The following is a 15,223-nucleotide window of genomic DNA, read 5'->3' on the forward strand; positions in this document are numbered from 1 at the left end:
CGAATGAAGAGAAATTTGAAGGCCATACCTGTTCTGGTCGCCGGTTTGTTTACCTCACAGCTTTCTATTGCGGCGGGCTCCGTCTCTGCAGATCCCCACGCCGGGCACGACATGTCTGCCATGCAGATGCCAGCAGATGAGAATTTCACTGAGATGACGTCAATGGAGCCCATTGTAACTGAGAGCAGAACGCCAATTCCGCCTGTTACCGATGCCGACCGGAAGGCTGCATTCGGCAATTTACAGGGGCATGCGATTCACGACAGTGCGATTAATTATCTGGTTCTGCTGGATCAACTGGAATGGCAACGGTCGGATAACACCAACAATTTCAGCTGGAGTGTTAACAGCTGGATTGGAGGCGACACAGATCGGATTTGGCTAAAGAGTGAAGGTGAACGAAGCAATGGGGAAACGGAGGCGGCTGAAGCGCAGTTACTCTGGGGACATGCGGTTGGCCCATGGTGGGATTTGGTTGCGGGTGTCAGGCAGGATTTCAGACCTGCTTCTGCCCGGACCTGGGCTGCTGTCGGTTTTCAGGGGCTGGCACTCTATAATTTTGAGTCTGAAATTACGGGTTTTGTCAGTAATGGCGGAAAAGCAGCCCTTCGTCTGGGAGGAGAATACGACGTTTTACTGACTAACCGGCTCATACTCCAGCCATCCTATGAGGTGAATTTCTACAGTCAGGATGATGAATCGCGGGGTCGCGGCAGGGGACTGACTGACACAGAGCTGGGGCTCCGGCTGCGCTATGAAATACGCCGTGAGTTTGCACCCTATATAGGCGTTTCCTGGAATCAACTTTACGGGAAAACATCCGATATGGCGAAAAGAGAAGGTGAGAAAGACCATCAGGTAGTATTCCTGGCGGGAGCCAGAATCTGGTTTTAACGCACTGATATAAAACACTCAACTAAACAGGTAAATAAAATGTCGATTTTAAATAAAGCCATTCTTACAGGTGGCCTCGTTATGGGCGTTGCTTTCTCTGCTATGGCCCATCCGGAATTAAAAAGCTCTGTGCCACAGGCTGATTCAGCCGTAGCGGCCCCGGAAAAGATTCAGCTTAATTTCTCGGAAAATCTGACCGTGAAATTCTCAGGTGCAAAATTAACGATGACGGGTATGAAAGGCATGTCATCACATTCTCCGATGCCGGTCGCGGCAAAAGTGGCGCCAGGCGCTGACCCTAAATCGATGGTCATTATTCCGCGAGAGCCTTTACCCGCTGGCACTTATCGTGTTGACTGGCGCGCGGTTTCTTCAGATACGCACCCTATTACCGGTAATTACACCTTTACAGTGAAGTAATATTATGAACGACCTGATTATGATTGTTATTCGTTTTCTTCTTTATCTGGATTTGATGGTAATATTTGGATTGCCATTTTTTCAGATATATGGAATAAGCGGTGTCAGACATGAAACCTATAACCTGACTAATTTCAGGTCGTTTATAACTTTTGCTGTTGTTACAGGCATCATTCTTACTGGCATTAATATGCTCCTGGTATCTAATGCCATGAGTGGAGTAACTGACCTCAGAGAATTATCCATCCATGTTATCGAGATGGTGATAGAAGAAACTGATGTGGGTATTAGCTGGATTGTCAGGCTCTGTGCCCTGTTTACCACACTCGGTGCTTTGTTCCTTTACACTAATAAGAGAGTATTGTCCTGCCTGCTGATGACGATGAGTGGGGGCGTGGCGCTGGCTACACTTGCCTGGGGAGGACACGCCGTTATGCATGACGGTCTGCATTACTATCTCCATTTACTGAGCGATCTGACCCATCTCGGCGCTGCAGGTGCCTGGACAGGTGCTCTGGTTGCATTTGCTATCCTGCTGATGCGCAGAAACGAGCATAATGCACAGAGCGTCATTGTGATATCTGACTCCCTGGCAAAATTTGCCACGGCAGGAACGGTGATTGTTGTAGCCCTGATCCTGAGTGCGCTGGTCAACTATCTGTATATTGCTGAGGGTAACTTAACTCCCTTATTCAACAGTTCCTGGGGGAGGATATTGCTTGCCAAGACGGCTCTGTTTGTTCTGATGCTTCTTCTGGCTGCAGCAAACCGGTTTCACCTGGGTCCCCGGCTTGAAGTTATGGTCAGGGAAGGGAATTATGATCGCAGCGTTGCCCTGATGCGAAACAGCATCCTGACAGAATTCGTTGTTGCGATTATCATTCTGGGCGCCGTAGCGTGGCTCGGAATGCTTGCTCCGTCTCAGGTCAGCTAGGGGACAGCCAAAGCTCATGCGTGAGATTTTTACTTTCATATCAGCGAGTTGACCATGCAGCGTATTTTAATCGTTGAAGACGAACAAAAAACAGGTCGTTACCTGCAGCAGGGACTGGTTGAGGAAGGCTATCAGGCCGATCTCTTTAATAATGGCCGCGATGGTCTCGGGGCCGCGTCGAAGGGACAGTATGATTTGATAATACTGGACGTGATGCTGCCTTTCCTCGACGGGTGGCAAATCATCAGCGCACTGAGGGAGTCCGGGCACGAAGAACCGGTCCTGTTTTTAACCGCAAAGGACAACGTGCGGGACAAAGTGAAAGGACTGGAGCTTGGCGCAGATGACTACCTGATTAAGCCCTTTGATTTTACGGAGCTGGTTGCACGTGTAAGAACCCTACTGCGCCGGGCACGCTCGCAGGCCGCAACAGTCTGCACCATCGCCGATATGACCGTTGATATGGTGCGCCGGACCGTGATCCGTTCGGGGAAGAAGATCCATCTCACCGGTAAAGAATACGTTCTGCTTGAGTTGCTGCTGCAACGCACCGGAGAAGTGTTACCCAGGAGTCTTATCTCGTCCCTGGTCTGGAACATGAATTTTGACAGTGATACGAATGTGATTGATGTCGCCGTGAGACGTCTGAGAAGTAAAATTGATGATGACTTTGAGCCAAAACTGATCCATACCGTTCGCGGTGCCGGATATGTCCTGGAGATCAGAGAAGAGTGAGGTTCAAAATTTCCCTGACCACACGCCTGAGCCTGATTTTTTCTGCGGTGATGCTTACGGTATGGTGGTTATCAAGTTTTATCCTGATTAGCACCCTTAATGGCTATTTCGATAATCAGGACCGCGATTTTCTGACAGGTAAACTTCAGCTCACCGAAGAGTTTCTTAAAACAGAGACGTTCAGGAACAAAACGGATATTAAGTCATTATCAGAAAAAATAAACGATGCGATGGTGGGGCACAATGGCTTATTCATTTCTATAAAAAACATGGAAAATGAAAAAATTGTTGAACTCTATGCCAAAAATTCTGTTGTTCCAGCGATCCTGCTTAATAAGTCGGGTGATATTCTCGACTATATGATCCAGACGGAAGAAAATAACACCGTGTACCGCAGTATCTCGCGGCGGGTTGCCGTGACGCCGGAACAGGGTAAAAGCAAACATGTCATCATTACGGTTGCCACGGATACTGGGTATCACACCCTGTTTATGGACAAACTCAGTACCTGGCTGTTCTGGTTCAATATCGGTCTGGTCTTTATTTCTGTTTTTCTGGGCTGGCTGACCACACGTATTGGTCTGAAACCGCTACGGGAAATGACCAGTCTGGCTTCCTCCATGACCGTACACAGCCTGGATCAGCGTCTAAATCCCGATCTGGCTCCGCCGGAAATCTCTGAGACCATGCAGGAGTTCAATAATATGTTTGATCGCCTGGAGGGGGCATTCCGGAAACTGTCAGATTTCTCGTCTGACATCGCGCATGAGCTGCGCACACCAGTCAGTAATCTGATGATGCAGACGCAGTTTGCACTGGCTAAGGAAAGGGATGTTTCGCATTACCGCGAAATTTTATTCGCTAACCTGGAAGAACTGAAAAGGTTGTCACGAATGACCAGTGACATGCTTTTTCTGGCACGTTCAGAGCATGGTCTGCTGCGGCTGGATAAACATGATGTGGATCTGGCAGCCGAACTGAATGAATTACGTGAGTTGTTCGAGCCCCTGGCAGACGAAACAGGAAAGACAATCACGGTTGAAGGAGAGGGCGTTGTTGCCGGAGACAGCGATATGCTCCGACGTGCTTTCAGTAACCTGCTTTCCAATGCAATCAAGTATTCTCCCGATAACACCTGTACAGCGATACACCTTGAGCGTGACAGTGACTGTGTGAACGTGATGATTACGAATACGATGTCCGGCCAGGTTCCCGCTAATCTGGAACGTTTGTTTGACCGGTTCTATCGCGCAGACTCATCAAGGTTCTACAACACGGAAGGCGCGGGGCTGGGATTATCAATTACAAGGTCGATCATTCATGCTCACGGCGGCGAGCTGTCAGCAGAACAGCAGGGGCGTGAAATTGTGTTCAAAGTGCGCCTGTTAATGGATTAATCCCGTTGTTCAGGAGAAACCTGGAAGGTGACAAAATTGTCATCATTCAGTCACGCGATAAACAGAGGCGGTTTTTTATAATTATTCATAAATCAGGAGCAGCGTGATAACACAATCACCTGGTTCCTGGAGTGATGATTAACCCGCCCTGAGATCAACTGCTTTCTCTGTTATAAGCCATTGATTGTTTGGGTATGTAAACACCGGAGACCCAACCATGAAAAAGATTCTCGTATCATTTGTTGCCATTATGGCTGCCGCTTCATCTGCCATGGCTGCAGAGACAATGAACATGCATGACCAGGTAAATAATGCACAGGCACCTGCCCACCAGATGCAGTCATCTGCTGAAAAAAGTGCAATTCAGGGAGACAGCATGACAATGATGGATATGAGCAGTCACGATCAGGCCGCAATGTCCCATGACATGATGCAAAACAGCAATTCTGCTGCCCACCAGGACATGGCTGAAATGCATAAAAAAATGATGAAAGCTAAACCCGGAGCTACCAACGAAACAGCAAAGTCATTTTCTGAAATGAGCGAGCATGAGAAGGCCGCAGCTGTACATGAGAAGGCGAATAATGGTCAGTCTTCCGTTGTTCACCAGCAGCAGGCTGATAAGCATCGCAGTCAGATCACCCAGAATTAACCCGCAGCTCCACTTGTTAGACCCTCATTTGACGCCGAAGTCACTGGCTTACGCTCCCGTCCGGGAGCGTTTTTTTTCCCATATATCAAACTTTAACTCTGAAGAGGTGGAAGTATCTGACCAACACTGTCACGTAACGCCAGATAACTACAAAAACACCTTTTTCCTCCTGTAAATTGCAGTTCCTGCAAGAACATCAAGGCATAATGTTGGAACAGCGTGTGATACACACTTAGCATCATGTTTTGTATGTGTTTTTTTAAAACTTTACAACTTTAAAGTCTTTTTCAGGTTAAAGGATACAACTTTAATGTCTCTACACAGCAGAAGACAAGTGACATCAGCGTGCTGCCACTCGTCACGCTTGGCTTTACGAGCTGACGGTGGTGGCATCCGTCACGGCCAGAATATTGCCCGCGGCCACGGTCCCCATCTTGATGTATGACGCGGCGGTAACGCCGCCAATATGCGGTGAAATCACCACGTTTTCTACGGACTGCCAGAGGTGCGGCGCCGTCAGCGGCTCCTGGGTAAAGCTGTCCAGCGCTGCGCTGTGCAGCGTGCCATCCCGGAGCGCCGCCAGTAACGATTCACTGTGGATCAGTCCACCGCGTGCCGTATTGACCAGAATGGCGTTCCGCTTGCAGTGTGCGAGCGCCTCGCTATTGAGCATTCCCCGATTCTCATCGGTTAGCGGACAGTGCAAAGAGATGACATCGGAACGGGAAAGAAGTCCGGTCAGCGTCTCTGCACGTTCGCACAGGGCAGGCATCGATTTAGCATAGGGATCGTAAGCCAGCACCTTCATGCCGAAGGCATGACCAATAGTTGCCACGCGCGAGCCGATAGCGCCCAATCCGATTAGCCCCAGGGTTAATCCCTCCAGCTCAATGGATTTATGCGTTGCCTTATCCCAGTGCCCGTCCCGTAACCGCTTGTCCAGAGGCACCACGGACTTTGCGCAGGCGAGGATCAGCGCCCAGGTATGTTCAGCCACTGCCGCCGCGTTTGCGCCTGGGGCAGCGCGGACGGCGATATTGCGCTCGGCCGCTGCCGTCTGGTCTATCACATCGATCCCGCTTCCGTGCTTGGAAATAACCTGCAGAGCCGGGGCGGCATCCATGACTTTCGCGGTGATCCGGCCGTAACGAACCAGAATCGCCACGGGATTGTGTCGTTCACACAGCGCGATCAGGTCATCTTCTGTCGGCTGGCGGCCCGCAAACACCACCTCAAAGCCCTGCAGCATCACCATGGCCTGCTCCGCCAGGTCGCTTCCGGTAACCAGAATTACGTCTTTGCCCCCCATCACAGCGTCTCCCCGTCAGCTAACATACCTGCCTTACGAAGCGCGTCATCAAGCCAGTGTGGACGCAAATCGCCTTCACGGATGGCGGCAAGACGCCGGGTCTCCATCTCCAGCTTTTCTTTTGCCAGCGCGATAACCTGCTGAACCTCATCGCGCGGGATGACGACCACGCCGTCGATATCCGCGACAACCAGATCCCCGGCCTGAACCGTCGCCCCGGCGACTGAAATGGGATGATTAACCCGGCCAGAAATTAACTTTGTCGGGCCGCAGGGGTTCAGACCGGCAGAAAAGACAGGGTAGTGACCTTTACTCAGGGAATCGGCGTCACGTACAGCACCGTCAATAATGATGCCCGCAATGCCGCTCGCCTGAGCCTGAGTGGCCATGATTTCGCCCAGCAGCGCGCAGCTCAGGTCGCCTTTGCCATCGACGACTAGGACATCGCCGGGTTGCGCAACCGCCATCGCGGCATGAATCGCCAGATTATCACCCGGACGGACTTCCACGGTGATGGCCGGACCCGCAACGGACATGTGAGGAGCCAGCGGTTTGATGCGGCCGTGAAGCGTACCGCGGCGACCGGCCACGTCGGCCAGAATGGCTGCCTGATACTCGGCAGCCCGACGAACGTCCTCGGCAGAAACGCGTTCGAACTGGCGATTAATCGGTTTTTTTTCAGGAACGGACATGAATGCCTCCATATTGTTTTACTGAGTACAATGCAGGTGTACAGAACAAAACAACTATAGCGGTGTTGCTTTCCTTTTAGCCAGACCCGAGGTGGCGTTTGTGATGTAAACACGAAGTGACTCACAAAATTTGAGGTACACTCACTGCCGGGCTAACAAGGAGATAATGATGGGGAATGAAGGCGTTGTAGCGGTTGAAAAAGCGCTGGCTTTACTGGATTGCTTCCGTCCTGGGGATGAGAGCCTGACGCTGACCGCGCTGGCACAGCTGTCGGGTTATCACAAAACCACGGTTTACCGCTTGATGAATTCTCTTGAACGGATGAATTACGTCGTCAGGCATGAAGACGGCAATTATGCGCTTGGCCCACGTCTGCTTTACCTCGGTAAGCTGTATGAACAATCTTTCCATCTTTCGCGGGTGGTTCAGCCAGAGCTTCAGGCGCTCTCCCTGGCGTCTCAGGAGAGCGCCAGCTGGTATGTGCTGGAGGGTGGGCAGCGCCTTTGCCTGTTTCGCGCGGAAGCGTCGCACGGCCTGCGACACAGCAATCTTCCCGGCAGCCAGTTCCCGCTCGATAATTCGGCCATCAGTAAGGTCTTGCGCCATTGGGGGCTCAATGAGAGCCTGCCAGAGGGAGACGCTGAACTCCCTTTCTACACGTCAGGCGCACGCGATCCCCACACCGCGGCGTTTGCGATGCCTGTCTTCGGCGTTCACGACAAGCTGGTTGCGGCGTTAGCCCTGACCGGCCCCATCTCACGGCTGACGGAAGATCGTCGTGAGAAGGAGATAGGCCCGTTGATGAAGGTGGCGGCCAGCCGTCTGTCGCAGAAAATGGGAGCCAGTAAGCCCTTCTGTCAGCAGTTCTTTGGTGAAACGAGCGACGCGGCGGAAGAAAATCTTTAAACGCAGAAGCGGGACATGTGTCCCGCTTCTGTCATCACGAATGTGTGACCTGTTTTTCGTGTAGCTGAGCGTTGCGTGCCTGTCGTCCCATAATGAGTACCGCGATACCCCCGGCCAGGCACAGCGCGGCCAGCGGAAGCATAGCCAACGTGTAGCTGCCCGTTTGCTCGCTGATCATGCCGTAGGCATTTACCATGACCGCCCCGCCAATCAGGTTCGCGATGGCGCCAATTGCGGCCAGCCCTGCCGCCGCCGAGGAGCTGCTCATCCAGCCGGACGCCAGCGCCCAGAAAGGCCCTTTCATCGAATATGCGCCCGTCAGGATAATGCTCAGGATCACAATAGTGGCAAAGAGCGAGACGCTGACAAAGGCAGCGAACACACCGGCAGCAATCATGAACAGCGTCAGCGCAGTATGCCAGCGGCGTTCATTGGTGCGATCGGAGTGTCGTCCCCAGACAATCATCAGAACCGATGCCAGACCGTAAGGAATGGCGTTAAACAGACCGGTTTGCAGATTATCAAGATGGAAGGATTTCAGCAGCTGAGGAGACCAGACGCTAATAGTGGTGCCCGCGGACGATGCGCCCGCGTAAATCAGCGCCATCAGCCAGATTTGGCGATGCTTCAGCAGCTGCCACGTCGTCTGGTGTCCAATGTTCTTTTGCTGGCTACGCTCGGTCTCAAGGGTGGTTTCCAGCCACTTTTTCTGTTCATCGCTGAGCCATTTCGCCTGATGAGGGCGATCCCGGAGAATAAACCAGGCCGCAATACCCAGCAGCACCGCAGGTAAGCCTTCAATAATGAACAGCAGATGCCAGCCGCGAAGACCCAGCCAGCCATCCAGCGACAGTATCAATCCGGAAAGCGGGGAGCCGATGAAGTTAGCGAGCGGGATGGCGACCATAAAGGACGCAATAATGCGCGCGCGGTAGCGGGCAGGGATCCACCAGGTCAGATACAGCACGACGCCGGGGAAGAAGCCTGCTTCCGCTGCCCCGAGGAGAAAACGGACGATATAGAGCGACGTGGTATTTTGAACCAGCGCCATGCCCATGGAGACGATGCCCCAGCTGATCATAATGCGCGGGATCCACAGCCGGGCGCCGACTTTCTGCATGGCCAGGTTGCTCGGCACCTCAAACAGGAAATAGGCCACGAAGTAAAGGCTGCTGGCGAAGCCAAACGCCGCTTTGCTGAGGCCAAGGTCCTCATTCATCTGCAGCGAAGCCATGCCGATATTCCCGCGATCGATAATCGAGACCAGGTAACTGACAATCAGAAACGGGAGAATACGCCAGATCACCTTCCGCATCGTCTCTCTTTCTATGTCCTCGGTGGCGGTCGCGCCGTTACGTAAATGTTCTGTCATTGTATCCTCGCAGGGTGTGTTCTTTGTTTTATTAGGTACAACTTGGTTTTATTAAACAAAACCACTATAGCGACGGTGCGTTCTTTTTATCCAGTTAATGGAAGGTTTAAATGATGTAAATAAGAGGTGACTCACAGATAGTGCGCTGCGGATATCGCTCAAGGCTGCTGACCAGCCGCAAGCATGACGTGCTGGCAGAGAAATAATCACGTAACGCAATTATTGCACCAACTTTTCCTCTCCATTCAACTAAGCTTCGACCAGATGCCACGCCGCGTTCGCGGGGCCATACTCCTTTTGGTCAGAGCACGTACCATGCAGCTACTCAGCATTATTATTTTGCTTACCCTAACCGTGGTCATTCATTCGCTGTGGATGTTTGGCGTTTTAAAATTCATCACGTTAGACGTCGATTCTGCGGTACGCATTGTTTTACGCAATGTCGGTATCGTTATCTCTATGATTTTCGCCCATCTCCTGGAGGCCGGGCTGTTTGCTGCCTTTTATTTTGTCATCGACGCGTTTAATGACTGGAACACCAGCTTCTACTTTTCGCTGGTGAGCTATGCGACGGTAGGGTACGGCGACGTCACGTTACCCCAGCACTGGCGGCTCATCGGCGGGGTGGAAGGACTGGTGGGCGCGTTGATGGTAGGCTGGTCTGTGGCGGTTCTGGTCGCAGTGCTGCAGCGTTTGCGTGGCATGAGCGCCTAAACGGTAGATGTGCAATCCCCATCTGGTAAGGTAAAGTACACCCCTTACGCGGCCGTCGCGCTGCGGTTTTGAGGGTGGATGTGATAAACAGCCCACCCTTTTTCTCTGCTGGTTTACGCCAGCCTGCATGGTGCTGTGCTTTGCCTCTATAAAAGGGTTTTGTATGTCTGCTGCTCATCTCGGTTTCCCGACGGAAACCGTTGTTGTCTTTGTAGTGATGGCCGTTGGGGCGATGTTTATCGACCTCTTTATGCACCGTCACGATAAACCGATCTCGCTGAAAAGCGCCGCAATGTGGTCCCTCTTCTGGGTCATGATGGCGATGGCCTTCGCCGGGTTCCTGTACGTTCACCACGGCGCCGAGATGGCGAGCCTGTTCCTCACCGGTTATGCGCTGGAGGAGGTGCTCTCCGTCGATAACCTGTTTGTGATGATGGCGATCTTCGCCTGGTTCGGCGTGCCGGATAAGTACCGTCACCGCGTGCTCTACTGGGGCGTGCTGGGGGCGATTGTCTTCCGCGGTATTTTCGTGGCTATCGGCACCAGCCTGTTAAGTCTGGGGCCTTACGTCGAAGTGATTTTCGCGCTGGTCGTCGGCTGGACGGCGGTAATGATGCTCCGACGCAATGAAGAGAGTGACGAAGTGGAAGATTACTCGGGTCATCTCGCCTATCGCCTGGTGAAACGCTTCTATCCGGTCTGGCCGAAAATCAGCAGCAACGCCTTTATTCTGACGCAGAAAGAGGTGGATGCGGAGCTTGAAAAGCCGGAAAACCAGGACGTGATGGTTGGGCGCGTGAAGAAGGCGAAGCGCTATGCGACCCCGCTGCTGCTCTGCGTGGCGGTGGTGGAACTCTCAGACGTGATGTTCGCGTTTGACTCCGTGCCGGCCATTATCGCCGTCAGCCGCGAGCCGCTGATTATCTACAGCGCCATGATGTTCGCTATCCTCGGCCTGCGTACCCTTTACTTCGTGCTGGAAGCGCTGAAGCAGTATCTGGTGCATCTCGAGAAAGCGGTGGTGCTACTGCTGTTCTTCGTGGCGTTCAAGCTGGGGTTAAATGCCACCGATCACTTCTGGCATCACGGTTACAGCATTGGCGCGACGGCCAGCCTGTTTGTGGTATTGGGCGTGCTGGCGCTGGGAATTATTGCGAGCGTGATGTTCCCGGGTAAACGAGACGCCTGATGTACCGCCCGGTGGCGCTTCGCTTACCGGGCCTACAGTTCGAATGTAGGCCGGGTAAGGCGCAGCCGCCACCCGGCAAAAAGGCTACTTGATGGGTGAATTGCGGCGCTTGCGCGGCGGGTGGAAGTGCCGCCAGTGCGGATCCTGCGCCGCTGCCAGCAGCTCGTGGTCGCCGCGGGTGTCCCCCCAGGCGCGCAGGTGATAGGCGTTCAGATCGCCATACACTTTTTCCAGCCTGGCCACCTTCTGGGCGCAGCGGCAGTTGTGGCCCGTGATGCGCCCCGTCAGCTTGCCGTCTTTCACTTCCAGCTGCGTGCCAATCAGCTTAATGCCCAGTTTGTCAGCCCACGGCTGGAGCACCAGCGCCGGAGACGCGGAACAGATGGTCACCTCCGCACCGGAATTCACCTCTGCCGCCACGGCCAGAATCCCTTCGGGGCGCATCAGCTTGCTCCAGTATTTTTCGCAAAACGCTTCCGCCTGCTGGCGCAACCAGTGTTCATCCACGCCCGTCAGGAACGTTTTGATCAGCACTTCCTTTAGCTCATCGCGCGTCAGCTTGCGACGCACGCAGTGGAGCGTGGGCAGCGCCATACGCACCAGACGGCCCGCGAAGTAGCGTTTCCCGAAGGCAAAGCGCAGGAAAGGAATAAAGCTGTCGTGGTGTGTTAACGTCCCATCAAAGTCAAAGACAGAGAGCACGCTGGATTTCGCCACCGTCTCGTCGGCAATCATATTGGTCATAAATACGTCTTAGCTGAAATACACATTCTGTGGATCAGTTTACCTGCTTTACCAGGACAGTCCTTACATCACCACCATTTTTTTCTCGATCTTGCGATCTCAAAGTGAGTCCATTTTTGGCCTCGATAAGAATTGGTGAAAAAACGATCTGTCTATATTATCGCCACATCGCACGATATTCAGGGGAACCCTTTGGCCCCACAGGTAAGGAAAAACTCACTCACTACTGCTTTCTTGATATGACTCTTAGATCGTTTATTTCAATCCTGACGTTAAGTTTTGCTTCGTTTTCTGCATTCAGTTTTCAACTCCCCGCGTCGATGCTATCGATGAACAGTGACCTGGCCGTCTCGCCAGCGAAATCTGCACTGATGCAACAGGATACGGGCCCGCTGCGCGCGCGCATCCTTGATCAATACCAAAAGTGGAAGGGGACCCAGTATCAGTGGGGCGGAACCACGCGCCGCGGGGTAGATTGCTCCGCGCTCATGCAGCACCTGTTCAGCGATGTGGCGCATCTTAACTTACCGCGCACGACCGGCGAGCAGATCCACCGCGGGGTGCAGGTGACGCAATACCGCCTGAGGCCCGGAGATCTGGTGTTCTTCCAGACGGGTCCGAACCGCAGGCATGTCGGCGTGTATATTGGCAATAGCCAGTTTATTCATGCCTCCAGCAGCCAGGGCGTCACGGTCTCAACCCTGACGGATGCTTACTGGCAGGCGCACTACATTACTGCCCGTCGGGTTGCAGGCAGTGCGGCCTGACAGCCTCAGATGATGTCATCTACCACGCCGCCATCGACGCGCAGCGCCGCGCCCGAGGTGGCGGAAGCCTGGGGCGAACAGACATAAATCACCATATTGGCCACCTCTTCTACCGTGGCCGCGCGCTGGATCACCGAGCTGGGGCGGTTGGCCATCACAAACTCTTTCGCCAGCTGCTCCAGCGATTTACCGGTTTTTTCGATTTCATCCTTCATCATCTCTGCGAAACCGTCCGACATCGTTGGCCCCGGCAAGACGCTGTTGACCGTCACGCCGCTTCCCGCCACGAACTTCGCCAGCCCGCGCGCCAGGGAGAGCTGCGCCGTTTTGGTCACGCCGTAGTGGATCATATCCGCCGGGATATTGCAGGCCGACTCGGAGGAGATAAACACCACCCGTCCCCAGCCCTTTTGCACCATGCCCGGCAGGAGGGCGCGGGAAAGACGCACGCCGGACATCACGTTGGTCTGCCAGTAACGCTCCCAGGTCTCATCGTCGGTGGCATAGAAATCCTGCGGTCCGTAAATCCCGGCGTTGTTAACCAGAATATCGACGTTATTCGCCACCTTCAGCAGCGACTCGACCCCTTCCGCCGTGCTGAGATCGGCAATCGCGGCGCGCACCTGCACGCCCGGCACCACCTGCTGCAGCTGCTGAATGCCTTTATTCACCGATTCCGTGCTGCGGCCATTGACGATCACCTCGGCACCGCTTTCTGCCAGCCCTCTGGCGATGGCGAACCCGATCCCGCCGGTTGAGGCGGTCACCAGCGCCACTTTCCCCGTAAAGTCGATTTTCATCATCCGCTCCTTATCGTTTTAACGTTCAGACCTTAAAGCGTAGCAGGTGAGGATGACGGCTCCTGGCTAAAAAGGCGCAGCAGCGTCTCCACCTGCTCGTCAAGCGGGGCGAGGGAGCGCTTAACAATCAGGTGAAGCGGCGTCGCTCTGCGTGCACCGTGGCTCAGCGGCAGGCGTTTCAGGATGCCTTGATCCAGCTGGGTCTGGATGCGTTCCTCCGGCAGCCAGCCATAGCCGACCTGAGAGAGGACGGCCTCAATGGCGGCATCGATGGTGGAGAAGGTCCATGACTCACCGGCCGCGGGCGCGGCGGGCTGGCTGTCCGCAATCTGAATGAGCGGCCACGGGCGTAGCATGTCGTCGTTAAGCGGCGCGTCGAGGTCAAAGAGGGGGTGCTGATGGTGGGCCACGGCAACAAAGTCGATATTCATCAGCCATTCGCCGAGCCCGGTCATGTCCTGGCGGCGGGTGAGGACCATCACATCGGCTTCGTCGTTAATGGCATCGTTACGGGTGTTTTCCAGCACCTCGGTGAGTCGTACCTGGGTTTGCGGATACTGCTGCTGGAACTGGCGCAGAATGGCAAACAGGCGGCGGCGCGGGAAAATGGAGTCCACCACCAGATCCAGCCGCGTGCGCATCCCGTTGCGAAGGGTCGCTGCGCGCGTCTCAACGTACGAAAAGGCTTTCAGCAGCGGTTTCACCTGGTTGAGCAGCAGTTCTCCTGCCGGCGTTAACACCGCCCGTCGTCCTTCCGGCACCAGGAGGGCCACGCCCAGCCGCTCCTGCAGCAGCGACAGGTTATAGCTCACCGAGGACTGGCTGCGGTGGGTTTCTTCTGCGGCTTTGGCAAAGCTGCCCGCCTCGACCACTCTTTCCAGTAAAGACCATTGTTCCAGCGTCGTCTTATGCATAATTTATCTAAAATTTGGATGGATTTAATTAAAACATAGCGTTATTCATTCAATTTTTGAAGGGGTACGATCGTCTCATCAAAACAAAGGAGACATCTTATGAACACCTTCGACAAACACGACTTAAACGGCTTCGTTGGCAAACACCTTGTTTACACATACGACAACGGCTGGAACTACGAGATTTACGTCAAAAACGAGACGACTCTGGATTACCGTATTCACAGCGGTCTGGTGGCCAACCGTTGGGTGAAAGATCAGCAGGCTTACATCGTGCGGGTAGGGGAAAGCATCTATAAAATTTCCTGGACCGAGCCAACCGGCACCGACGTCAGCCTGATTGTGAACCTGGGCGACAAACTGTTCCACGGCACCATCTTCTTCCCGCGCTGGGTCATGAACAACCCGGAAAAAACCGTCTGCTTCCAGAACGATCATATTCCGCTGATGAACAGCTACCGTGATGCGGGCCCGGCGTATCCAACCGAAGTGATTGATGAATTTGCCACAATTACCTTTGTACGCGACTGCGGTGCCAATAATGAAAGCGTGATCGCCTGCGCGGCCAGTGAATTACCGAAAAACTTTCCAGATAACCTGTAATAAGCGCGACAATTAACTAAATAGAAAAGTTCCCGGCTATCTCATATTATTTTGAAATAGCCGGGATTTTTTTTGTTTGTTGAGGATTGGTTTAAATGTTTTCATTTCAAAATGTTGCGGAAGATCACATCAAAAATATTTAATATAAAATTAACTTGTTGTTTTTCAATTGGCTGCTAG

At 53.4% G+C, this 15,223-nt stretch carries 17 protein-coding genes; 11 read left to right on the top strand and 6 right to left on the bottom strand.

The features are described from left to right. Window positions 1-3: 3 nt before the first annotated feature. The 6 genes from pcoB (at window position 4) to pcoE (ending at window position 5,032) form a co-directional block, all read left to right on the top strand. A complete protein-coding gene (gene pcoB, locus ACVCAM_RS16615; protein WP_001378118.1) occupies window positions 4-894 on the top strand; it encodes a copper resistance outer membrane transporter PcoB in 891 nt (296 codons plus the stop codon). 39 nt (window positions 895-933) lie between these two features. Further along, window positions 934-1,314 (top strand): copper resistance system metallochaperone PcoC, encoded by a 381-nt coding sequence (gene pcoC / locus ACVCAM_RS16620; RefSeq protein ID WP_000025662.1) that lies wholly within the window; start codon window positions 934-936, stop codon window positions 1,312-1,314. Between the two features lie 55 nt (window positions 1,315-1,369). Continuing rightward, window positions 1,370-2,248 (top strand): copper resistance inner membrane protein PcoD, encoded by an 879-nt coding sequence (gene pcoD / locus ACVCAM_RS16625; protein ID WP_229692861.1) that lies wholly within the window; start codon window positions 1,370-1,372, stop codon window positions 2,246-2,248. A 54-nt stretch (window positions 2,249-2,302) separates the two neighbouring features. Further along, entirely contained in the window at window positions 2,303-2,983 is a 681-nt protein-coding gene (pcoR, locus tag ACVCAM_RS16630) for a copper response regulator transcription factor PcoR (RefSeq protein ID WP_001188930.1), read from the top strand. Then, entirely contained in the window at window positions 2,980-4,380 is a 1,401-nt protein-coding gene (gene pcoS / locus ACVCAM_RS16635; RefSeq protein WP_001211179.1) for a copper resistance membrane spanning protein PcoS, read from the top strand. The genes pcoR and pcoS overlap by 4 nt, the downstream gene beginning before the upstream one ends. A 217-nt stretch (window positions 4,381-4,597) precedes the next feature. Next, window positions 4,598-5,032: a copper resistance system metallochaperone PcoE gene (gene pcoE / locus ACVCAM_RS16640; protein ID WP_000723069.1), complete on the top strand. Its 435-nt coding sequence runs from the start codon at window positions 4,598-4,600 to the stop codon at window positions 5,030-5,032. Window positions 5,033-5,402: 370 nt separating this feature from the next. Here pcoE and ACVCAM_RS16645 read toward each other — a convergent pair whose 3' ends face one another. Together ACVCAM_RS16645 and ACVCAM_RS16650 are read right to left on the bottom strand one after the other, a co-directional pair. Then, window positions 5,403-6,341, bottom strand: a complete 939-nt coding sequence (locus ACVCAM_RS16645; protein WP_407223825.1) for an NAD(P)-dependent oxidoreductase — start codon at window positions 6,339-6,341, stop codon at window positions 5,403-5,405. Next, the gene (locus ACVCAM_RS16650) at window positions 6,341-7,033 is read right to left on the bottom strand and encodes an RraA family protein (protein WP_025910222.1); all 693 of its coding nucleotides are present in this window, start codon (window positions 7,031-7,033) and stop codon (window positions 6,341-6,343) included. The genes ACVCAM_RS16645 and ACVCAM_RS16650 overlap by 1 nt, the downstream gene beginning before the upstream one ends. Before the next feature lie 169 nt (window positions 7,034-7,202). On the opposite strand from ACVCAM_RS16650, the gene ACVCAM_RS16655 reads away from it, so the two are divergent. Next, window positions 7,203-7,940, top strand: a complete 738-nt coding sequence (locus ACVCAM_RS16655) for an IclR family transcriptional regulator (RefSeq protein WP_025910224.1) — start codon at window positions 7,203-7,205, stop codon at window positions 7,938-7,940. Window positions 7,941-7,974: 34 nt separating this feature from the next. Here the strand turns inward: ACVCAM_RS16655 and ACVCAM_RS16660 are convergent, their stop codons facing one another. Continuing rightward, entirely contained in the window at window positions 7,975-9,312 is a 1,338-nt protein-coding gene (locus tag ACVCAM_RS16660; protein ID WP_025910226.1) for an MFS transporter, read from the bottom strand. 315 nt (window positions 9,313-9,627) lie between these two features. Between ACVCAM_RS16660 and ACVCAM_RS16665 the strand changes: the two genes are divergently transcribed. Both ACVCAM_RS16665 and ACVCAM_RS16670 read left to right on the top strand, forming a co-directional pair. Further along, complete coding sequence (locus tag ACVCAM_RS16665) at window positions 9,628-10,026, top strand: potassium channel family protein (RefSeq protein ID WP_008503110.1); 399 nt, start codon at window positions 9,628-9,630, stop codon at window positions 10,024-10,026. A 163-nt stretch (window positions 10,027-10,189) separates the two neighbouring features. Continuing rightward, window positions 10,190-11,215, top strand: a complete 1,026-nt coding sequence (locus ACVCAM_RS16670) for a TerC/Alx family metal homeostasis membrane protein (protein ID WP_021242159.1) — start codon at window positions 10,190-10,192, stop codon at window positions 11,213-11,215. Between the two features lie 84 nt (window positions 11,216-11,299). On the opposite strand, the gene ACVCAM_RS16675 is transcribed toward ACVCAM_RS16670, so the two are convergent. Beyond that, entirely contained in the window at window positions 11,300-11,959 is a 660-nt protein-coding gene (locus ACVCAM_RS16675) for an HAD family hydrolase (RefSeq protein WP_252075339.1), read from the bottom strand. Between the two features lie 320 nt (window positions 11,960-12,279). Between ACVCAM_RS16675 and ACVCAM_RS16680 the strand changes: the two genes are divergently transcribed. Beyond that, window positions 12,280-12,726, top strand: coding sequence for an NlpC/P60 family protein (locus ACVCAM_RS16680; RefSeq protein WP_008503106.1), 447 nt, complete (start codon window positions 12,280-12,282; stop codon window positions 12,724-12,726). Between the two features lie 5 nt (window positions 12,727-12,731). Here ACVCAM_RS16680 and ACVCAM_RS16685 read toward each other — a convergent pair whose 3' ends face one another. Further along, entirely contained in the window at window positions 12,732-13,526 is a 795-nt protein-coding gene (locus tag ACVCAM_RS16685; protein ID WP_021242161.1) for an SDR family NAD(P)-dependent oxidoreductase, read from the bottom strand. 32 nt (window positions 13,527-13,558) lie between these two features. After that, a complete protein-coding gene (locus ACVCAM_RS16690) occupies window positions 13,559-14,440 on the bottom strand; it encodes a LysR family transcriptional regulator (protein WP_320751904.1) in 882 nt (293 codons plus the stop codon). A gap of 99 nt (window positions 14,441-14,539) precedes the next feature. On the opposite strand from ACVCAM_RS16690, the gene ACVCAM_RS16695 reads away from it, so the two are divergent. Then, the gene (locus ACVCAM_RS16695) at window positions 14,540-15,043 is read left to right on the top strand and encodes a phenolic acid decarboxylase (RefSeq protein ID WP_320751903.1); all 504 of its coding nucleotides are present in this window, start codon (window positions 14,540-14,542) and stop codon (window positions 15,041-15,043) included. The last annotated feature ends 180 nt before the right edge of the window (window positions 15,044-15,223 follow it).

The sequence above is a fragment of the Enterobacter sp. CFEC122 genome, assembly GCF_052983755.1.